General features: G+C 66.5%; 17 protein-coding genes. 6 read left to right on the top strand and 11 right to left on the bottom strand.

What is annotated here, in order from left to right; genetic code table 11:
* From ACFJI2_RS26525 to ACFJI2_RS26485, 9 genes are all read right to left on the bottom strand, one after another.
* On the bottom strand, window positions 1–933 hold the full coding sequence (locus tag ACFJI2_RS26525) for a 2-hydroxyacid dehydrogenase (RefSeq protein ID WP_377702576.1): 933 nt from the start codon (window positions 931–933) through the stop codon (window positions 1–3).
* Between the two features lie 13 nt (window positions 934–946).
* Complete coding sequence (locus ACFJI2_RS26520) at window positions 947–3013, bottom strand: acetyl-CoA carboxylase biotin carboxylase subunit (protein WP_377702575.1); 2067 nt, start codon at window positions 3011–3013, stop codon at window positions 947–949.
* A gap of 155 nt (window positions 3014–3168) precedes the next feature.
* The gene (gene bioB / locus ACFJI2_RS26515) at window positions 3169–4209 is read right to left on the bottom strand and encodes a biotin synthase BioB (RefSeq protein ID WP_377705914.1); all 1041 of its coding nucleotides are present in this window, start codon (window positions 4207–4209) and stop codon (window positions 3169–3171) included.
* A 16-nt stretch (window positions 4210–4225) separates the two neighbouring features.
* Window positions 4226–5101 (bottom strand): dethiobiotin synthase, encoded by an 876-nt coding sequence (bioD, locus tag ACFJI2_RS26510; protein ID WP_377702574.1) that lies wholly within the window; start codon window positions 5099–5101, stop codon window positions 4226–4228.
* Window positions 5091–6287 carry an 8-amino-7-oxononanoate synthase gene (bioF, locus tag ACFJI2_RS26505; RefSeq protein ID WP_377705913.1) on the bottom strand — a complete coding sequence of 399 codons (1197 nt, stop codon included), beginning with the start codon at window positions 6285–6287 and terminating at the stop codon, window positions 5091–5093. The genes bioD and bioF overlap by 11 nt, the downstream gene beginning before the upstream one ends.
* Window positions 6287–7636 carry an adenosylmethionine--8-amino-7-oxononanoate transaminase gene (gene bioA, locus ACFJI2_RS26500; RefSeq protein ID WP_377702573.1) on the bottom strand — a complete coding sequence of 450 codons (1350 nt, stop codon included), beginning with the start codon at window positions 7634–7636 and terminating at the stop codon, window positions 6287–6289. The genes bioF and bioA overlap by 1 nt, the downstream gene beginning before the upstream one ends.
* A gap of 10 nt (window positions 7637–7646) precedes the next feature.
* Window positions 7647–8432, bottom strand: a complete 786-nt coding sequence (locus tag ACFJI2_RS26495; RefSeq protein ID WP_377702572.1) for an enoyl-CoA hydratase/isomerase family protein — start codon at window positions 8430–8432, stop codon at window positions 7647–7649.
* Between the two features lie 13 nt (window positions 8433–8445).
* Complete coding sequence (locus ACFJI2_RS26490) at window positions 8446–10068, bottom strand: carboxyl transferase domain-containing protein (RefSeq protein ID WP_107869531.1); 1623 nt, start codon at window positions 10066–10068, stop codon at window positions 8446–8448.
* Window positions 10069–10113: 45 nt separating this feature from the next.
* Window positions 10114–10560: a YchJ family protein gene (locus ACFJI2_RS26485; protein WP_377702571.1), complete on the bottom strand. Its 447-nt coding sequence runs from the start codon at window positions 10558–10560 to the stop codon at window positions 10114–10116.
* Between the two features lie 154 nt (window positions 10561–10714).
* On the opposite strand from ACFJI2_RS26485, the gene ACFJI2_RS26480 reads away from it, so the two are divergent.
* Window positions 10715–11896, top strand: coding sequence for a Fic family protein (locus tag ACFJI2_RS26480; RefSeq protein ID WP_377702570.1), 1182 nt, complete (start codon window positions 10715–10717; stop codon window positions 11894–11896).
* A gap of 16 nt (window positions 11897–11912) precedes the next feature.
* Here the strand turns inward: ACFJI2_RS26480 and ACFJI2_RS26475 are convergent, their stop codons facing one another.
* Both ACFJI2_RS26475 and ACFJI2_RS26470 read right to left on the bottom strand, forming a co-directional pair.
* Window positions 11913–13181 carry a D-amino acid dehydrogenase gene (locus tag ACFJI2_RS26475; RefSeq protein WP_377702569.1) on the bottom strand — a complete coding sequence of 423 codons (1269 nt, stop codon included), beginning with the start codon at window positions 13179–13181 and terminating at the stop codon, window positions 11913–11915.
* A gap of 110 nt (window positions 13182–13291) precedes the next feature.
* A complete protein-coding gene (locus ACFJI2_RS26470) occupies window positions 13292–14653 on the bottom strand; it encodes a serine hydrolase domain-containing protein (protein WP_377702568.1) in 1362 nt (453 codons plus the stop codon).
* Between the two features lie 181 nt (window positions 14654–14834).
* On the opposite strand from ACFJI2_RS26470, the gene ACFJI2_RS26465 reads away from it, so the two are divergent.
* From ACFJI2_RS26465 to ACFJI2_RS26445, 5 genes are all read left to right on the top strand, one after another.
* A complete protein-coding gene (locus ACFJI2_RS26465; RefSeq protein WP_107869526.1) occupies window positions 14835–15578 on the top strand; it encodes a GntR family transcriptional regulator in 744 nt (247 codons plus the stop codon).
* 105 nt (window positions 15579–15683) lie between these two features.
* Window positions 15684–16565 carry an N-acetylmuramic acid 6-phosphate etherase gene (locus ACFJI2_RS26460; protein WP_377702567.1) on the top strand — a complete coding sequence of 294 codons (882 nt, stop codon included), beginning with the start codon at window positions 15684–15686 and terminating at the stop codon, window positions 16563–16565.
* A 30-nt stretch (window positions 16566–16595) separates the two neighbouring features.
* Window positions 16596–17861: an MFS transporter gene (locus ACFJI2_RS26455; RefSeq protein WP_107869524.1), complete on the top strand. Its 1266-nt coding sequence runs from the start codon at window positions 16596–16598 to the stop codon at window positions 17859–17861.
* A gap of 45 nt (window positions 17862–17906) precedes the next feature.
* A complete protein-coding gene (locus ACFJI2_RS26450) occupies window positions 17907–19577 on the top strand; it encodes a glycoside hydrolase family 10 protein (RefSeq protein ID WP_377702566.1) in 1671 nt (556 codons plus the stop codon).
* 69 nt (window positions 19578–19646) lie between these two features.
* Window positions 19647–20564, top strand: a complete 918-nt coding sequence (locus tag ACFJI2_RS26445; RefSeq protein ID WP_377702565.1) for an N-acetylglucosamine kinase — start codon at window positions 19647–19649, stop codon at window positions 20562–20564.
* The last annotated feature ends 14 nt before the right edge of the window (window positions 20565–20578 follow it).

Below are 20578 nucleotides of genomic sequence, written 5' to 3'. Positions count from 1 at the left end.
TCAATATCCTTGCTGTCGGTTGATGACATCGGCCACCGGCTCGCCGCGTTCGATCTGGCGGATCTTGCCGGCGATCTGCTGCACGCTTTCGCGCCGCAGCGTCAGTGCCGAAATATGGGGCGTGATGGTGATGCGCGGCTCCTGCCAGAACGGGTGCTGCACCGGCAGCGGTTCGTTGCGGAACACGTCCAGCGTGGCGGCGGCGATGTGGCCGGATTTGACCAGCGTGAGCAGGTCCGGCTCGGCCACGTGCGCGCCGCGCGCCACGTTGATCAGGTAGGCGCCCTGCGGCAGCTTGCTCATATTGCTGCGGTTGAGGATGTTGGCGGTGTCCGGCGTGAGCGGCAGCAGGCACACGGCCACGCGCGAACCGCGCAGGAAGGTGTCCAGGCCGTCCTGGCCGTGGAAGCACTGCACGCCGTCCATGCTTTTCTCGCTGCGGCTCCAGGCGCGCAGCGGGAAGCCGAATTCCTTCAGCGCCTGCAGCACGCGCGCGCCCAGCACGCCCATGCCCAGCACGCCGATGGAAAAGTCTTCCCGGTTATGCTGCGGCAGCGGCGTCCACTGGCCGGCGCGCGCCTGCGCTTCGTATTCGTCGAAGCGGCGGTAGTAGCGCAGCACCGCGTGCGTCACGTACTCGGCCATCTGCACGCCCATGCCGGCGTCGCCGAGGCGCACGATGGGCACGTTGTGCGGCAGCCTTGCATCGAATTTCAAGATGCCGTCGGCGCCGGCGCCGGTGAGGAATATGGCTTTCACTTCGGCCAGCGCGGGCAGCATGGCTTCCGGCGGCGCCCACGTTATCGCATAGTCGCAGGGCGGCGGCGCGTCATCCGCGCGCCACACCACCACTTCCGCTTCGGGCAGGTGGCGCGCAAAATCCTTGATCCAGGGCTCGGTCTGGCCGTCCGCCCTGTGCAGCAAAATTCGCATGCCGGTCTCCTTTTCAGGCGGCCTTGAATGCCAGCAGCGGAGCGCCGTCGGCAACCTGGTCGCCTACAGCATACAGCACGTCCTCCACCACGCCGTCCTGCGGCGCCGAGATGGTGTGCTCCATCTTCATCGCTTCCATGATCACCAGCGGATCGCCCTTCTTCACTTCCTTGCCCTTTTCGGCCAGCACCGCCACCACTTTGCCCGGCATCGGCGCGGTCAGGCGGCCGCCTTCGGCTTCGGTTTCGCCGGCGTGCGCCATCGGGTCGTTGTAGGCCAGCGCGTAGTGCGCGCCGCCGGTGAAGACGTGGAACATGTCGCCGTCGCGGCGCACGCTGCCGTGCCAGGCGGTGTCGCCCAGCTTGATGCTGAAGTCCGTGCCTTGCTGCGACATCAGGCTGAGCCGTTCAGGCTGCGCGTCCGGGCAGGCCGGCAGATTGAACAGCCAGTCCGCGTCGCGGTAGGTGATCTGCACGTTGTAGGCCTTGGACGGCTGCGCCGCCGCGTAGTCGTCCGTGAAGGACAGGCTGCGCGTGTAGGCGTTGTTCATGCGCCAGCCCAGCGCCTGCCCCCAGGGATCGGCGGCGTTGGCGCCGGACTGCGCGGCCGATGCGTCCTTTTCCGCTTCGATCAGCGCCACCGCGGCCAGCGCCAGCGCGCCTTGCGCTGCGGGCTGCGCGGCCGGGAACAGCGCGTCGTGGTTGCGTTCGATCAGGCCGGTGTCCAGGTCGGCCGTGGCGAAGGCTTCGCCTTCCACCAGGCGCTTGAGGAAAGCGATGTTGGCGGCCAGGCCGACGATCTGGTACTGCGCCAGCGCCTGCGACATGCGGGCCAGCGCCTGCTTGCGGTCCGCGCCCCAGACGATCAGCTTGGCGATCATGGGGTCGTAGAACGGCGAGATGGCATCGCCCTCGCGCACGCCGGAGTCGATGCGCACTGCGGCTGGATGGCCGGCGCCGTTGCCCGATGCGCCGCCCAGTTCGAAGTTCACCGCTTCCGGCGTTTCCAGGTGGCGCAAGGTGCCGATCGACGGCAGGAAGCCTTTCTCGGGGTTCTCGGCGTAGATGCGCGCCTCGATGGCGTGGCCGTGGATGCGCAGCTCGTCCTGCTTCTTCGGCAGCGGCTCGCCCGCGGCCACGCGCAGCTGCCATTCCACCAGGTCGGTGCCGGTGATCATTTCGGTGACCGGGTGTTCCACCTGCAGGCGGGTGTTCATCTCCATGAAGTAGAACGAGCCGTCCTGGTTGGCGATGAATTCCACCGTGCCGGCGCCCACGTAGCCTACCGCCTTGGCTGCGGCCACCGCCGCTTCGCCCATGGCGGCGCGGCGCGCGTCGGTCATGTTCGGCGCCGGCGCTTCTTCCAGCACTTTCTGGTGGCGGCGCTGCACCGAGCAGTCGCGCTCGAACAGGTAGATGCAGTTGCCCAGCGTGTCCGCGAACACCTGGATTTCGATGTGGCGCGGGCGCTGCAAGTATTTCTCGGCCAGCACCTTGTCGTCGCCGAAGGAGCTGATCGCCTCGCGCTTGCACGAGGCCAGCGCGTCCTTGAACGATTCGGAATTTTCGACCACGCGCATGCCTTTGCCGCCGCCGCCGGCGGAAGCTTTCAGCAGCACGGGGTAGCCGATGCGGTCGGCTTCCCGGTTCAGGAAATCGGCGTCCTGATTGTCGCCGTGGTAGCCTGGCACCAGCGGCACGGCGGCCTTTTCCATCAGCGACTTGGCGGCGGACTTGGAGCCCATGGCGCGCATTGCCGAAGCCGGCGGGCCAATGAATACCAGGCCCGCTTCGGCGCACGCGTCCGCGAACTCGGCGTTCTCGGACAGGAAGCCGTAGCCGGGGTGGATGGCTTGCGCGCCGGTGGCTTTGGCCACGGCGATGATCTTGTCGCCGCGCAGATAGCTTTCCTTGGCGGCGGCGGGGCCGATCAGCACCGCTTCGTCGCACACGGCGACGTGCTTGGCGTTGGCGTCCGCTTCCGAGTACACGGCAACGGTCTTGATGCCCAGGCGGCGCGCGGTAGCGGCGACGCGGCAGGCGATTTCACCACGGTTGGCAATCAGGATTTTCTTGAACATGTGGTCTCTCTCTATTCAGCTCGTGGCTTTAGATTTTCTTGGTGCGCTAGGCGGGTTACGCTTCGCTAACCCGCCCTACGGTGTTCGTGAGTGTTGGTGATCCGTGGGACGATGTCGGGCGGGTTAGCACGCAGTGCGTAACCCGCCTTGCCCGATCAGCAGGCGCAGCTTTCCTTCTGCACCGACTCCAGCGTATTGGCGCGCGTGCTCAAGCCCAGCTTGGCCAGCAGCGTGCGGTCGTCGTTCGCTTCCGGGTTGTCGGTGGTGAGCAGCTTGTCGCCGTAGAAGATGGAATTGGCGCCGGCCAGGAAGCACATGGCTTGCACCGCTTCGCCCATCTGGCGGCGGCCTGCGGACAGGCGCACGCGCGCTTTCGGCATGGTGATGCGGGCCACGGCGATGGTGCGCACGAACTCGAACGGGTCCAGCGGGTCCAGGCCGTGCAGCGGCGTGCCTTCCACCTGCACCAGGTGGTTCACCGGCACCGATTCCGGATACGGGTTCAGGTTGGCCAGCTGAGCGATCAGTCCGGCGCGCTGCAAACGCGTTTCGCCCATGCCCACGATGCCGCCGCAGCAGACCTTCAGGCCGGCGTTGCGCACGTGGCCCAGCGTGTCCAGGCGGTCCTGGTATTCGCGGGTGGAGATCACGTTGTTGTAGAACTCGGGCGCCGTGTCCAGGTTGTGGTTGTAGTAGTCCAGGCCTGCTGCCTTCAGGCGCTCGGCCTGCTGCTCTTCCAGCATGCCCAGCGTGGCGCAGGTCTCCAGGCCCAGCGCCTTCACTTCGCGCACCATTTCCTCGACCTTGTCCATGTCGCGGTCCTTCGGGCTGCGCCATGCCGCGCCCATGCAGAAGCGGGTGGCGCCGTTTTCCTTGGCCTGGCGCGCCGCTTCCAGCACGGTGTCGATGCCGAGGATCTTCTTCGCTTCCACGCCGGTGTCGTAGCGCGCGGCTTGCGGGCAGTAGCCGCAGTCCTCTTCGCAGCCGCCGGTCTTGATCGACAGCAGCGTGGCCAGTTCCACGTCGCCGTCCGGGAAGTTGGCGCGGTGGGTTTCCTGGGCGCGGAACATCAGCTCATTGAACGGCAGCTCGAACAGCGCCATCACTTCGTCCAGCGGCCAGGTGGCCGCTTCCGGCAGTTTGATGGCCGGGGTTGGGCGGTGCAGTTCTACGGTCTTCGGTTCTTGCAGGGACATCATGTTTCCTTCACGTTCAGGTATTGTTGCGGCGGGCCGGCCAGTTCGGCAGGCCCGTGAAATTCAGGTGCGCGGATGCCGCCGCGGCAGTCGGCTGCGCCAGGCGCGGCACGCGGCCCAGCAGCGGCGCGGGAATGCGCTGCGCCAGTGCGGCGATGTTCTCGTCGGCGTATGCCATCTCGGCTTGCAGCTCGTTGGCCACCCAGCCCACCAGCGTCAGGCCGCGCGCGGCGATGGCCTCGACGGTCAGCAGCGCGTGGTTGATGCAGCCCAGCCGCAGGCCCACTACCAGGATCACCGGCAGGTCCAGCTGCTGCGCCAGGTCGGCGGTGTCGAAGCTGTCGTTCAGGGGCACTCGGAAGCCGCCCACGCCTTCCACCACCACCGCGTCGGTGGCGGCGGCGATTTCCAGGTAGGCCGCCAGGATGGGCACCGGGTCGATGGCCACGCCTTCGAGGGCGGCGGCGATGTGCGGCGCCGCCGGCTCTTTCAGCATGTAGGGCGTGGTCAGCGATTGCAGCATGGTGACGTTGCCGGCGGCAATCAGCTGGTCGGCATCGTCGTTGTGCAGCACGCCGTCGCGCAGCTCGGCGCCGGCCGCTACCGGCTTCATGCCGCAGGCGCGCACGCCCTGCTTCACCAGCGCGTGCAACAGCGCCGCGGAAGTGAGGGTCTTGCCGATTTCGGTATCGGTGCCGGTGACGAAACAGGCGAAGCGCGGCGGCAGGCCGGCGATGGCCGGCGCCGGCGCGGCGGCCGCTTCCGGCGTGGCAGCCGGGGCAGCCGCGCCGGCAGGCACGGCCACGCCGACAGCGAGGTCCGTATCCGGCTGGGCCACGGCGATGTCAGGGGCATCGGCGGTGGGCGCGGTGATCGAATTTTCAAGGCTCATGGATGGTCCTTTCCAATGCGTTCAGTGCAGCGATCAATTGATCTACTTCGGCGGCGGTGTGGCCGGCGGCCAGCGTCACGCGCAGGCGCGACGTGCCTTGCGGGACCGTGGGCGGGCGGATGCCGCCCACCCACAGGCCTTGCGCATACAGGGCGGCCGCGGCGCGCATCGTCTCCGGGTTCTCGCCGATGACGATGGGCTGGACCGCCGTATCGGACGGCATGTGCTGCCAGCGTTCCAGCTTCAGGCCGGCGCGCAGCTGCCTGACCAGGCTTTGCACGTTGGCGCGGCGCGCGCGGCCTTCCTCGCCGGCGATGATGTCTATGCTGGTCAGCAGCGCGTGCGCCAGCGCGGGCGGCGCGGCGGTGGTGAAGATGTAGGGCCGGGCTTTCTGGATCAGCGTTTCGATCACCACCTCGTGCGCGGCGACGAAGGCGCCGCCGACGCCGGCGGCCTTGCCCAAGGTGCCCATGTAGACCAGGTAGGGCGAGCGCAGCTTGAAATGCTCCAGCGCGCCGCGTCCGTGCTCGCCCAGGGTGCCGAAGCCGTGCGCGTCGTCCACCACCAGCCAGGCGCCGTGCCGTTCGCACAGTGCCAGCAGCTCGGGCAGCGGCGCCAGGTCGCCGTCCATGCTGAACACGGAATCGGTGACGACGATCTTGTTGGCGGCGGTGCTGGCGGCCAGCAGGCCGGCCAGCGCTGCCACGTCCGCATGGCCGTACACCTTGATGCTGGTGCGCGACAGGCGGGCGCCATCGATCAGCGAGGCGTGGTTCAGGGACTCGGAGAAGAACTCGGTGTCCTTGTCGCCCGCCGCCAGGCCGGTCAGCACGGCCAGGTTGGCCATGTAGCCGGTGCAGAAGTACAGCGCGCGCGGCGATTCGATGTAGGGGCCGACGAATTCGGCCAGGCGTTCCTCCAGCTGCGCGTGGGCGCGGCTATGGCCGCTGATCAGGTGCGAGGCGCCGCTGCCGGCGCCGTACAGCGACACGCCTTGCTGCAGCGCCGCCATCACGCGCGGATGGCTGGCCAGGCTCAGGTAGTCGTTGCTGCTGAAGCACAGCACTTCGCGGCCGTCCACCGTCAGGCGCGGGCCGGTCGGCGAATCGACGGTGCGGCGCTTGCGTATCAGGCTGCGTTCTTCCAGCACGTTCAGCTGGGTCTGGAGTTTGGTCAGCAGTTCCATCATGCGTGCGCTCCTGCCAGCGTGGCTTCGAACACGGACAGTGTGCGCGCAGCCAGGCCGTCGATTTCCTCGTCGTCCAGGATATACGGCGGCATCAGGTAAATGGTCGGGCCGATGGGGCGCAGCAGCAGTTCCTGGCGCGTGGCTTCGGCGAAGTAGCGGCGCGAGAAAGTGGGGCCGGCGTCGATGGCGTCGAAGGCCCAGATCATGCCCTGGTTGCGGGCGTTCCTGATGCGCTCGTGGTTCGCCAGCGGCGCCAGCGCCTTGGTCAGGCGTTCGGCGCGCACTTTGTTCGCGGCCAGCACGTTGTCCTGCTCGAAGATGTCCAGCGTGGCCAGTGCGGCGCGGCAGGCCAGCGGGTTGCCGGTGTAGGAATGCGAGTGCAGGAAGCCGCGCGTGACGTCGGCGCTGTAGAAGGCCTGGTAGATCTCGTCGCGCGAGAGCACCAGCGACAGCGGCAGGTAGCCGCCGCTGATGCCCTTGGACAGGCACAGGAAGTCGGGCCAGATGCCGGCCTGCTCGCAGGCGAAGAAGGTGCCGGTGCGGCCGCAGCCGACGGCGATTTCGTCCAGGATCAGGTGCACGGAATGCTGATCGCACAGCGCGCGCACCAGCTGCAGGTAGAGCGGGTCGTGCATCGCCATGCCGGTGGCGCACTGCACCAGCGGCTCGATGATGATGGCGGCGATCTTGTCGCCGCGCTCCTTGAACAGGCGCTCCACGTCGGCGGCGGCGCGGCGTGCCACGTCCTGTGCCGATTCGCCTTCAGCGGCCTGGCGCGCGTCGGGCGACATCACCGTTTGCGTGGCGCGCAGCAGCGGGCCGTAGGCGTCCTTGAACAGCGCCACGTCGGTCACGGCCAGCGCGCCGATGGTTTCGCCGTGGTAGCTGCCCTTGAGGCAGACGAATTCCTGCTTGTCCGCCCGGCCCTTGTTGCGCCAGGAGTGGAAGCTCATCTTCAAAGCGATTTCGACGGCGGAGGCGCCGTCCGAGGCGTAGAACGCGTGGCCCAGGTTGTGGCCCGTCAAAGCGGCCAGGCGCTCGGACAGTTCGATTACCGGCTCGTGCGTGAAGCCGGCCAGCATGGCGTGCTCCAGCGAGTCCAGCTGCTCCTTGAGCGCCGTGTTGATGCGCGGGTTGGCGTGGCCGAACAGGTTCACCCACCAGGAGCTGATCGCGTCCAGGTAGCGGCGGCCCTCATGGTCGTACAGCCATGCGCCGCGGCCGTGTTTCACCGGGATCAGCGGCACATGATGGTCCCCTGGCGCGTGGTGCTGCATCTGGGTGCACGGGTGCCATACACTGCGCAGGCTGCGTGCTACCCAATCACTTTGTTGAGTCGGTTCCAAACATACTCCATTAGTTTAGCCATGCCGGCTTGCGCTTCTCCAGGAAGGACGCAACGCCTTCACGGCCCTGCTCCGACGCGCGGATGTGCGCGATGCGCAGCGCCGTATCGGCCAGCAGCGCATCGGTGACCGGCTGGCCGGCCACGTCGCGCACCAGCGCCTTGGCTTCCTTTACTGCGTTCGGGCTGTTGCCCAGCAGCGCCTTGACGATCTCCGCGACTTTCGCGTCGATCGCGTCCGCCGGCACCACCTCGTGGGCGAAGCCGATGCGGTAGGCTTCCGCGGCGCTGAAGCGCTCTGCGGTCAGGAAGTAGCGGCGCGAAGCCTGCTCGCCCATGGCTTTGATTACATAGGGTGAAATGGTGGCCGGGATCAGTCCCAGCTTCACTTCGCTCAGGCAGAAATTGGCCACGTCGGCCGCCACCACTACGTCGCATGCGGCCACCAGGCCCATGCCGCCCGCGTAGCAGTCGCCGTGCACCCTGGCCACCACGGGCTTCGGGCACAGGTAGATGGTGCGCAGCATTTGCGCCAGCTGCATGGCGTCTGCATTGTTCTCGGCGTGCGTATAGCCCGCCATGGCCTTCATCCAGTTCAAATCGCCGCCGGCGCAGAAGGCTGCGCCGTTGGCTGCCAGTACGATGGCGCGTACCAGCTCGTTGCGGCCCAGCTCATCGAAAGCCAGCGCCAGTTCGTTGATGGTCTTCTCGTTGAACGCGTTGCGCACGTCCGGACGGTTCAGCGTCACGGTCGCCAGTGTACCCGCGATTGTCACTTCCAGGGTTTCGTAGTTCATATAACGCCCCCCCTTACATGCGGAATACGCCGAACTTCGTGTCCGGGATCTCAGCGTTCAACGCCGCCGACAGGCCCAGGCCCAGCACCATGCGGGTGTCTGCCGGGTCGATCACGCCGTCGTCCCACAGGCGCGCGGTGGCGTAGTATGGGTGGCCCTGGTGCTCGTACTGGTCCTTGATCGGCTGCTTGAAGGCGGCTTCCTCGTCGGCGCTCCACTGGCCGCCCTTGGCTTCGATGCCGTCGCGCTTGACGGTGGCCAGCACGGAGGCGGCCTGGTCGCCGCCCATCACCGAGATGCGCGCGTTCGGCCACATCCACATGAAGCGCGGCGAGTAGGCGCGGCCGCACATGCCGTAGTTGCCGGCGCCGAAGCTGCCGCCGATGATGACGGTGAACTTCGGCACGGCGGCGGTGGCCACCGCCGTCACCATCTTGGCGCCGTTGCGGGCAATGCCTTCGTTTTCGTACTTGCGGCCCACCATGAAGCCGGTGATATTCTGCAGGAACACCAGCGGAATCTTGCGCTGCGCGCACAGCTCGATGAAGTGCGCGCCCTTGAGCGCGGACTCGGAGAACAGGATGCCGTTGTTGGCGATGATGCCCACCTTCATGCCGTAGATGTGGGCGAAGCCGCACACCAGCGTGGCGCCGTAGCGCGCCTTGAATTCATCGAACTCGCTGCCGTCCACGATGCGCGCGATCACTTCGCGGATGTCGAAGGGCTTGCGGGTATCGACCGGGATCACGCCGTACAGTTCCTGCGTCGGGTATTTCGGCTCCATTGATTCGCGCAACGCCATCTGCTGCGGCTTCTTGCGGTTCAGGTTGGAGACGATGGTGCGCGCCAGCGACAGCGCGTGCAGGTCGTTCTGCGCCAGGTGGTCGGCCACGCCGGACAGGCGCGTGTGCACGTCGCCGCCGCCCAGGTCTTCCGCCGTCACCACTTCGCCGGTGGCCGCCTTCACCAGCGGCGGGCCGCCCAGGAAGATGGTGCCCTGTTCCTTGACGATGATGGACTCGTCGCTCATGGCCGGCACGTAGGCGCCGCCTGCGGTGCAGGAGCCCATCACCACGGCGATCTGCGGGATGCCCTTGGCCGACATATTGGCCTGGTTGTAGAAGATGCGGCCGAAGTGGTCGCGGTCCGGGAACACGTCGTCCTGGTTGGGCAGGTTGGCGCCGCCCGAGTCCACCAGGTAGATGCACGGCAGGTTGTTCTGGTCGGCGATTTCCTGCGCGCGCAGGTGCTTCTTCACGGTCACCGGATAGTAGGTGCCGCCCTTGACGGTGGCGTCGTTGCAGACGATGACGCATTCCTGGCCCGACACGCGGCCGATGCCGGTGATGATGCCGGCGGCCGGCGCCGCATCGACGCCCTTGGCGTCCTGGTACATGCCGTAGGCGGCCATTTGCGAGAACTCGAGGAAGGGCGTGCCGGGATCGAGCAGCATCTGCACGCGGTCGCGCGGCAGCAGCTTACCGCGCGCCACGTGCTTGGCGCTGGCCGCTTCGCCACCGCCCTGGGCAATCTTGGCCACCTTGTCGCGCAGGTCATCGACCAGGGCTTGCATGGCGGACGCGTTGGACTTGAAGTCCTCGCTGCGCGGATTGAGTTTGCTTTCGATGTGCGGCATTCGGGTTCCTCTTGTTCTGGTCGCGCTGTCTCCGGCGCGGGCTGTCTATTCGGGGAAAGTACCGTCTACGTAAAACCAGCGCAGGCCTTCCGGGGAAGGCTCGCGCAGAAAGCGGCTGACTTCGTGCAGGCGCTGGCCGCGTCCGTTGACGCGGAAACGTGCCACAAATTCAACAAAGTCTTCATTTTCTGCCTGGACCGCCTGATCTGCCTGGTCTGCTTTACGTTGACGTAAACGTAAAGCAGATTTTACCTCAAGTCCCAGCCATTGCAATTTTTCATCGCTACTAATGATGGGTTCTTGCGGGCGGGTGCTGGGATGCCAGGTGGCTTGCAGATAAGGTTCGATGCCGAGGCTGTAGGCACTGTAGCGCGAGCGCATCAGCGCCTCGGCCGTGGGCGGCAGCGCCGCGCCCTCTATGTAGGGGCCGCAGCAAGTGGCGAATGCTGGCCCGCCGCATGGGCAGGCCGCCGGGGATTTGAACTTGGACATCCCGCAATTATCCGCCATAACCGGGCGGACCGCCTTAATGCTGCTGGCGCTAACCACTGCCTGGTCTTATTTAAATTCCGGTGAAAAATTTAAATAGTGAATTAAACTAATAAGGCTTGCCTAAATAGCGCGCTGTCAGCAGAAGGGAGTTGTTGTGAACGCCACGCATGCCAACCGGCTGGGCCATTATGTTGAAACCGTGGCTTTCAGTGAGACGGTGCGCGCCTTCGTGCCGCCCCCACTGCCGCCTGATCCGGCCGTGGTACTCACGCCGGCGCTGTTGCAAAAGCTGAGCGAGGCCGATCGGGCGATCGGCCGGCTGGACGGCATATCCATGATGCTGCCAGACAAGCCGTTGTTCTTGTATATGTATGTGCGCAAGGAAGCAGTGCTGTCCTCGCAGATTGAGGGAACCCAGTCCACGTTCAACGATTTGCTGCGCTTTGAGACCATGGCCATGGCTCGGGAGCCGATCAATGATGTGGCCGAGGTATCGAGCTACGTTCATGCAATGATGCATGGCCTGGAGCGCATGCGCGACCCTGGTCCGCAGGGTCTGCCGCTTTGCCTGCGGCTATTGCGCGACATGCATAGGGTGCTAATGCAGCAAGGTCGTGGCAATGCAAAAGATCCGGGCGCGTTTCGCCGTTCGCAAAACTGGCTGGGCGGGACGCGTCCAGGGAATGCTGTCTATGTACCGCCGCCAGTGCGGGAAATGAACGATTGCCTGGCGGCGCTTGAGATCTTCATGCATAGCCCAGCGCAGTTGCCTCCGCTGATCAAGGCAGGGTTGCTCCATGTGCAATTTGAGTCGATCCACCCCTTCCTCGACGGAAACGGCCGCTTGGGGCGTTTGCTAATAGCGTTGTTCCTGGTGGAGCAGCAGGTATTGCGTGAGCCTTTGTTGTACCTAAGCTTGTACCTGAAGACGCACCGGGCCGACTATTATCGCTTGATGCAGGAAGTGCGCCAACACGGCGCGTGGGAAGCCTGGCTGGAGTTCTTTTTGTCTGGCGTGGCCGCGACCGCGAACAACGCGCACGATAGCGCGCTACGCATCATTGCGCTATTCGCTCGCGACCGCGACCAGATCGTTGCGGCCGGCGAGCAAGCCGGCTCTATGTTGCTGGTGCATAAGCTGTTACAGCGCCAACCGTTTGTAAACGCAGCACAGGTGTGTGAGAAGACGGGGTTAAGCACGCCGACCGCCAACAGTGCTCTAGCCGGTCTGGAAAAACTGCATCTGGTGCGCGAAGTTACTGGTAAGCGGCGCGGTCGGGTGTATGCCTATCAGGATTTTCTGCACATTCTCGATGAGGGCACAAACCTGGCGTAGCGTCCGGGCGAGCGGATCAGGCGGCCAGGGTCAGGCCGTCGAGGGCGAAGGGGGTGGACTTGCCGCGCATCAGGTCGGCCAGCAGGGCGGCGGTGCCGCAGGCGAAGGTGAAGCCGAGCGGGCCGTGGCCCACGTTGAGCCACAGATTCGGGTAGCGCGTGGCGCCGATGATGGGCGAGCTGTTCGGCGTGGCGGGGCGCAGCCCGGCCCAGGCTTCGGCGCGGCCGTAGTCGGCGGCCGTGGGCATGGCGGCGCGCGCCAGGCGCTTCAGGCTGGCCACGCGGTCCGCGTCCAGGCTGGTGTCTTCGCCCACCATGTCCACCATGGCCGCGATGCGCAGGCTGCCGCCGATGCGCGCGTACAGCACCTTGCGTTCGAAGTCGGTCACGCTGATTTCCGGCGCGCAGTCCTGCGCGCGGATCGGCGCGGTCAGGCTGTAGCCTTTCAGCGGGTAGATCGGCAGGTAGATGCCGGCACTGGCGGCCAGGTCGCGGCTCTGCAGGCCGGCGGCCAGCACGAACTGGTCGGCCGAGATCCAGCCCTCGCTGGTGTCGATGGCGGAGATGCGGCCGTTCTCGGCGAAGATGGCGCGTGCTTCGGCGCGGATCACGCCCTGGAAGCGCGGATGCGCGCGCAGGCGCTGCCCCAGCGCCACGCAGAAGGCGTGGCAGTCGGCCACCGCTTCGCCCTTGTTGTAGATGCCGCCCGCCAGTTGCGGACTCAGTTCGGCCAGCGCCGGCTCCATGAGGGCCGTTTCGGCCGCCGACAGCACCTGCCGGTTGCCTTCGGCATCCGGGCGCGCCACGGCGGCGTCGAAGATTTTTTTCGAGCGGTACACCACCAGCTTGCCGGCGTCGCGCCAGTCGAAATCGGACAGCGGCAGCACCAGTTCCAGCTGCGCCATGGCGTTGCGGCTCAGTTCGCCCAGCTCCAGCAGCTTGGCGGTGGTGCGGCGGTTGCTGGCGGCGTTGCAGTTGCCCAGGAAGCTGGCCAGCCAGCGCCATTGGCGCAGGTCGGCTTCGGGACGGAAACGCAGCGGGCCGTCCTGCTGGAACATCCATTGCAGTGCTTTCAGCGGCACGCCGGCGTCCGCCAGCGGGGCCACATAGCGGTAGCTGAGCTGGCCGCCGTTGCGGTAGCTCGATGCGCTGCCCACGGTGGGGGCGCGCTCCAGCAGCGTGACGCGATAGCCGGCTTCCAGCAGCCACCAGGCGGATGCCAGGCCCACCACGCCGCCGCCGATCACCACTACCTGCTGTGCATCTTGCTGTGTACCCTGCTGCATCTGGAGAACCGTTTAATGAAGATGTTTCAGAGTGTGGCGGCAGGCCCCGCTTCTTTCCAATGAATCGTCATGCGCAGGCCATAACCTTGGGTGATGCATTCGTTTGACTGCTAGTCCGCCTTGCCCAGCACGGCGCGCCGGTACAGCGCCGTCAGGATCAGTTCCTCGGAACGCGCCAGCGCGGAGTACCGGCCCGGGTACTGTTCCGGATCGGTGCCGAAGCCGCCGATCAGCGATATCAGGCCATTGCGGTGTTCCAGATCGACCACAAAGGTGGACACCAGGCCGTAGGCTTCGCCCAGGTGGCCCACGGCGCTGAAGCCGCCGCCCTGCACCAGCCGGTTGCCGCTGCCCGGCGTGTCGGCGAAGCGCTGCGTGCCCAGGCCCCAGCTGTGGTACAGGCCGCGCAGCGTGTCGCCGTTGCTGCCATTGTTAGTCCATTGTTCGCTGAACATCAACTTGATTGTGCCGGGCTGGAGGATTTGCTTGCCCTCGTGCTGGCCCTGGTTGATCAGCATCAGCATGATCTTGCCCATGTCCGGCGCGGAGATGCGCATGCCGCCGGTCGGGCTGAACAGGGTGGCGTTGCTGCCGGTGACGTAGCTCGCGATGCCGGCCGGCGCGGCGGGCGCCACCACGCCGTAGTTGTCCACTTGCGCGATCCACGGGCCGGCCGGGTTCCAGATTTCCGTGTCGGTGGTGCGCTTGCGGTACAGCGTGGCCGTGTCCGCCACTTCGGCGGGCGAGAATTCCGAGGTGTTGTAGCCGCCGCGCAAGCCCATCGGCGTCAGCAGCAGGCGTTTCATCAGGCGGTCGAAACGCTCGCCGCTGACGCGCTCCATGATGGTGCCGATCACGCCCCAGTTCAGGTTGCAGTAGGTGAAGTAGGCGCCCGGCGCGGCACTCGGGCCTTGCGCCCACATGGCGCCGTTGCCGTATTTGCTGCCGCCCGGTAGCAGCACGTCGCTCAGCCTGGTGTCCGTGCCCCAAGAGTAGCCGGCGTCGTCGCGCAGCGAGGACGTGTGGCTCAGCAGCTGGCGCAGGGTGATGGGCTGGTCAGGGAAGTGCGGGTTGCGCAGCGGGAAGCCGAGATAGCTGCCGGCGTCCGCGTCCAGTTCCACGCGGCCTTCTTCGAGCAGCTTCATCAGGCCGAACGTGGTCATCATCTTGGAGATGGAGGCGATGCGGAACATGGTGGCCGGCGTCACCGGCGCCGTGCTGCCGGTGCCGGCCGTGTCGATGCGGCGCAGGCCGAACTGTTGCTGATATGCCACCTTGCCGTCGCGCACGGCGAGCACGGACAAGCCGGACAGCGGGTGCTGCGCATCGTTGACGACGGCGGCCAGCTCGCGGTCCAGTTGCGCCAGTGCGGCCGACGCCGCGCCCGGACCGGCCGCCACGGCGGGCATGCCGCCCATCAAGCCGCCGCCCATCAATGCCCAGCCCAGCAGTGCGCGCATGCCCAGTTTCATTGCCTGATCCCCTGTCGTGTTGTTGTCGGAATGAGCATACGGCCCGTCCGGGGCCGCGCCTAATGAAAACGTTTCAACCGCACATAACTTGGCGCTATGCGGTGCCAGTATATTTTCATGCAACCAAAAATGAGCGCAAATTGGCCATCGCTATTACACTAGACGCCTTAGGAGATACCGTATGAGCCAGACCAGCGTTGAATTTCAAGCCGATGCAACAGACAATTCGCCGCTGTATATGCAGATTGCACGCAAGTTGAGCGATGATGTGCGCAATGGGCGATATCAGGTCGACCAGGCGCTGCCGTCCGAACGCACCCTGTCCGAATTGTTGAACGTCTCGCGCGTCACCGCCCGCAAAGCCATCGACCAGCTGGTCGAGCAGGGCCTGGTGGTGCGCCGCCGCGGTTCCGGCAACTATATTGCCCCGCGCATCGAGCAGCCCCTGTCCAATCTCACCAGCTTCTCGGAGCAGTTGCAGCAGCGCGGCTACAAGCCGGGCTCGCGCTGGCTCAAGCGCGCCATCGTCAGCGCCAGCGCGGACGAGCAGATGAGCCTGGCCCTTTCGCCCAACAGCAAGGTCGCGCGCCTGGAGCGCTTGCGCCTGGCGGACGACGTGGTGATGGCCTACGAGGTCAGCGTGCTGCCGCAAAGCGTGGTGCCGCGCCCGGAAGCCATCGGCGACTCCCTCTATGAATTCCTGGACGCGTCCGGCAAGGCGCCGTCGCGCGCGCTGCAGCACATCCGCGCCATGAACGCGTCCGGCGAACTGGCGCGCCAGCTAGATGTGCCCGAAGGCCAGGCCGTGCTGTTCATTACCCGCATCGCCTACCTGGAATCCGGCGAAGCGGTGGAACTGACCCACTCGTACTGCCGCAGCGACCACTACGATTTCGTCGCCGAGATGCGCCGGGCGCCGGCATAAGCCGCAGTATAACTTTTGAGCATGCCCGCGCATCGAGCTTTCATGGGCGGCTCAAGTTGTTTTGGTATTACACTGGTCTGATCGTATCACTACTGACAGATGACGATGTTAAAAACCGAAACACCTAGCCAGCAGCACGCGCAGCTGGACCAATACCTGGACATCGACCTGGTGTCCGCCTTCATTGACGACCAGTTCAACGCCGTGCGCGCCGTGCAGGCCGCCGCGCCGCGCATTGCCGCCGCCGTCGCCGCCGCCGTGCCGCGCATGCAGGCCGGCGGACGCCTGATCTACGCCGGCGCCGGCACCTCCGGCAGGCTCGGCGTGCTCGACAGCGTGGAACTCAATCCCACCTTCTCCTGGCCCAACGAGCGCGCGCTGGCCCTGCTGGCCGGCGGCAACGGCGCCATGTTCCAGGCCGTGGAAGGCGCCGAGGACGACCGCGCGCAGGGCGCGGCCGACCTGCTGGCGCTGGCCCCCGGCCCGAACGACGTGGTGTTCCTGCTGGCCGCTTCCGGCGGCACGCCCTACGTGCTGGGCGCGCTGGACGCGGCGCGCGAAGCCGGCGCGCTGACCGTCGGCCTGGCCAACAACGCGGACGCGCCGGTGGCGCTGCAAGCGGAAATCGGCATCACGCTGGATACCGGCGAGGAAGTCATTTCCGGCAGTACGCGCCTGAAGGCGGGCACGTCGCAGAAGATCGCGCTCAACACCATCTCCAGCGCGCTGATGGTGCGTTTGCACAAGGTGTACGGCAACCTGATGGTAGACTTGAAGCCCACCAACGCCAAGCTGGTGCAGCGCTCCGTGCGCCTGACCATGCACGCCACCGGCGTGGATGAAGCCGCCGCCCGCGCCACGCTGGAGCAGTGCAACTTCCATGTCAAGGTCGCCGTCGTCGCGCTGCTCAACAAGCAGAGCGTGGAACAGGCGCGCGCTGCGCTGGAACAGGCCCAAGGCAGTGTGAGGGCAGCGTTGAAAAAATAACGAGAGCAGCAACACGAGACAAAGGACGGAATGAAAGACGCGCTTCAACGTAGCCCCTGGTGGTGGATACCCAGTTTGTACTTCGGCCAAGGCATTCCGTATGTCGTAGTGATGACGCTGTCGGTGGCGATGTACAAGAACACCGGCATTTCCAATACCGATATCGCGCTCTACACCGGCTGGCTGTACCTGCCGTGGGTCATCAAGCCGCTGTGGTCGCCCGTGGTGGAGTTGCTGGGCACCAAGCGCATGTGGATCGTGGCACTGCAGCTGGTCATCGGCGCCTCGCTGGCCATGGTGGCGCTCACCATGCACCTGCCGGACTTCTTCCGCGCCAGCCTGGCCGTGCTGTGGCTGATGGCCTTCAGTTCGGCCACGCACGACATCGCTGCCGACGGCTTCTACATGCTGGGCCTGCGCCAGCAGCAGCAGGCCGCCTTCGTCGGCGTGCGCTCCACCTTCTACCGCCTGGCCATGATCGCCGGCCAGGGCGGCCTGCTCTACCTGGCAGGCCAGCTCACCGACAAGCTGGGCGACCCGCACGTAGCCTGGTCCATCGTGCTGTTCATCCTGGCCGCGCTGTTCGGCGTGCTGTTCGTCTACCATTTCTTCATGCTGCCCAAGCCCGCCGCCGACGTGCGCGCGCCGGCCGGCGGCGACCTGTTCCGCGAGTTCTTCGCCACCTTCGCCGCCTTCTTCCGCAAGGAAGGCATCGCCGTCATACTGGGCTTTTTGCTGCTGTTCCGCCTCGGCGAAGCGCAGCTGTTGAAGCTGGCCGTGCCCTTCCTGCTCGACCCCGTCGCCAAGGGCGGGCTGGGCCTGAGCAACCAGGAGGTCGGCCTGGTGTACGGCACCATCGGCATCATCGCGCTCACCTTGGGCGGACTGGCCGGGGGCGTGGTGATCGCGCGCTTCGGCCTGAAGCGCTGCCTGTGGCCGATGGCCTTCGCCGTGCACGTGCCGGACCTGGTGTTTGTCTACCTTTCCAGCGCGCTGCCCGAGAACATCTACCTGATTTCCGCGCTGATGGCGGCCGAGCAGTTCGGCTACGGCTTCGGTTTCACGTCCTACATGCTGTACATGATCATGGTGGCGGACGGCCCGCACAAGACCGCGCATTACGCCATCTGCACCGGCTTCATGGCGCTGGGCATGATGCTGCCGCAAATGGCCAGCGGCTGGATACAGCAGATGCTGGGCTACCAGCACTTTTTCCTGTGGGTATGCCTGGCGACCATCCCGGCGTTCATCATGACCGCACTGGTGAAGGTGGACCCGGCATTCGGCCGGGAATGAGGCAGGCTACAATACGGCCGCTTCAATTGAATCGAGGATACGGACTTGGCTTTTAACCCGAAAAAGCGGCAGACCCTGGCCGCCGGCGCCGCAGCGGCAGTGGCGGCATTCCTGAGCGCTTGCACCAGTACGCCGCTCACGCCTGCGGCGGGTACCGGCCCGGTGATGCCGTCGGCGCCCGGCGCCGGCCCCGCCGTGGTCCCCGGTGCCGGCGCCGTCCCGCCCCTCAGCCTGACCGGCCCCGTGCCCCCGGCGGCGCCGCGCGAGTTCCGCGCCGCCTGGGTCTCGACGGTGGCCAATATCGACTGGCCCAGCCGCGCCGGCCTGCCGGTGGCCAAACAGCAATCCGAAGCCATTGCCATCCTGGACCGCGCCAAGGCGCTCAACCTGAATGCCATCGTGCTGCAAGTGCGCCCGAGCGCGGACGCGATCTACCCGTCCGAGCTGGAGCCGTGGACCGAGTACCTGACCGGCCAGCAGGGCAAGGCGCCGTCGCCGCTGTACGACCCGCTGAAATTCTGGATCGACCAGGCCCATGCGCGGGGGCTGGAGCTGCACGCCTGGTTCAACCCCTACCGCGCGCGCCACGCGACGGCCAAGTCCGCCAACTCGCGCGACCATATTTCCATGACCAAGCCGCAAACGGTGAAAACCTATGGCCGCTACCAGTGGATGGACCCGGGCGAGGCAGAAGCGTCCAAACATACGCTGGACGTGATCCTGGACGTGGTGAAGCGCTACGACGTGGACGGCATCCACATCGACGACTATTTCTACCCCTACCCGATCGAAGCGCCCGGCGCGGCGGGCGAGGCGGCCGCACTGGAAGCGGGCAACGTCCCGGCCGGCGGCGCCCCGCGCCCCGAGCTGGACTTCCCCGACCAGCCCGCCTGGCAGCGCTACCTGGCCGGCGGCGGCCAGCTGGACCGCGCTTCCTGGCGCCGCCAGAACGTCAACCAGCTGATCGAGGCGATCTACACCGGCATCCACCGCGAAAAGTCGTGGGTGCGTTTCGGCATCAGCCCGTTCGGCATCGGCCGCCCGGACCGCCGCCCGCCCGGCATCCTCGGCTTCAGCCAGTACGACAAGCTGTACGCGGACGCCGAGCTGTGGCTGAAGAACGGCTGGCTGGACTACCTGGCGCCGCAGCTGTACTGGGCCATCTCGCCGCCGCCGCAGGCGTTCGACGTCCTGCTCGACTACTGGCTGCGCGAAAACACGCGCGGCCGCCACGTGTGGCCGGGCCTGTACACCAGCCGCATCGACGGCACCGTGAAATCGTTCGAGCCGGAAGAGATCGTCAAGCAGATCGGCGTCACGCGCAGCCGCGCCGGCGCCAATGGCCATGTGCACTTCAGCATTGCCGCGCTGATGCAGAACCGCAAAGGCATCAGCGACCAGCTCAAGTCGGTGAGCTACCAGAGCGCCGCGTTGGTGCCGGCGTCGCCCTGGCTGGGCGCGGAAGCGCCGGGCGCGCCGAAGGTGGGCGCGCGGCGCGGTGCGGCCGGGCTGGACTTGAAACTGAGCGCGGGCAAGGGCGCCACGCAATACGCCATCTGGGCGCGCTATGGCGAGGAATGGCGCTTCACCACGGCCCCGGCCACGCGCGGCGAAGTGACCCTGGCCGACGAGGCCGGCGTGCAGGCGCGCGCGGTGGTGGTCAGCGCGGTGGACCGCCTGGGCAACGAGAGCGAGCGCGTCACGGCGCAGCTATAACCGCGAGGAATGGCGTACGGCCAAGGTTTCATTAAATCACGGCCGCATTTCACTTTACACTCACCCACTATGGGTAAATCTGACAACGACACCACGCTGGGCCTGGGCATCGACGCCGGCGGCACGCAGACGCGCTGGGCACTGGCCGACGCGGCCGGCGCCATCGTCGCCGAGGGCAGCGTGGCCGGCTTGTCGGCTTTGCAAATGGGCAACTCAGCCGGGCGCAGCACCGTGCGCGCCACCTTCGCCGCGCTGGCGCAGGACGTGCTGGCCAGCGGCCGCCCGCAGCGCGTGTGCGCCGGGCTGACCGGCTTCGGCGGCGACAGCGAGCTGCTGGTTGAATGGCTGGCCGAGCTGCTGGGCATCGACCCGGACACCGTCATCGTTTCCAACGACATTGAAATCGCCTACCTGGACAGTTTCCAGCCCGGCGAAGGCTACCTGGTGTACGCCGGCACCGGCTCCATCGCCGCCTTCATCGATGACGAAGGCGTGTTCCACCGCGCCGGCGGCCGCGGCGTGACGCTGGACGACGGCGGCGGCGGCTTCTGGATCGCGCGCGAAGCGCTGCGCCGCATCTGGCGCCGCGAGGACGAGGAACCGGGCGCCTGGGAAGATTCCGCCATGGCACGCACCGTGTTCGACTACGTCGGCGGCAGCGACTGGGCCTTTTCGCGCCAGTTCATCTACGGCCGCGAGCGCGGCGAAGTGGGCAAGCTGGCGCTGGCTGTCGCCGCCAGCGCCGAGCACGACCAGGCCGCCCGCCTCATCCTGCAGCAAGCCGGGCGCGAACTGGCGCGGCTGGCCACGGCGCTGGTGTCGCGCTTCGGCGTGCGGCCCGTGGTGCTGGCCGGCCGCGCCGCCGAGCTGCACCCGCTGATCGCCGAAACCATGCGCGCCACGCTGCCGCCCGAAGTCCCCCTGCGCCGCAAGACCGCCCAACCCCATTTCGCCGCCGCCCGCATGGCTGCGCAACCCAAACACTAAGCCCTCTGGAGACC

It is taken from the genome of Pseudoduganella sp. UC29_71 (assembly GCF_042693265.1).
Classification (GTDB): Bacteria; Pseudomonadota; Gammaproteobacteria; order Burkholderiales; family Burkholderiaceae_D; genus Rugamonas.
The sequence above is the reverse complement of the archived record's forward strand: the minus strand, read 5'-3'. Positions and strand labels throughout refer to the sequence as shown.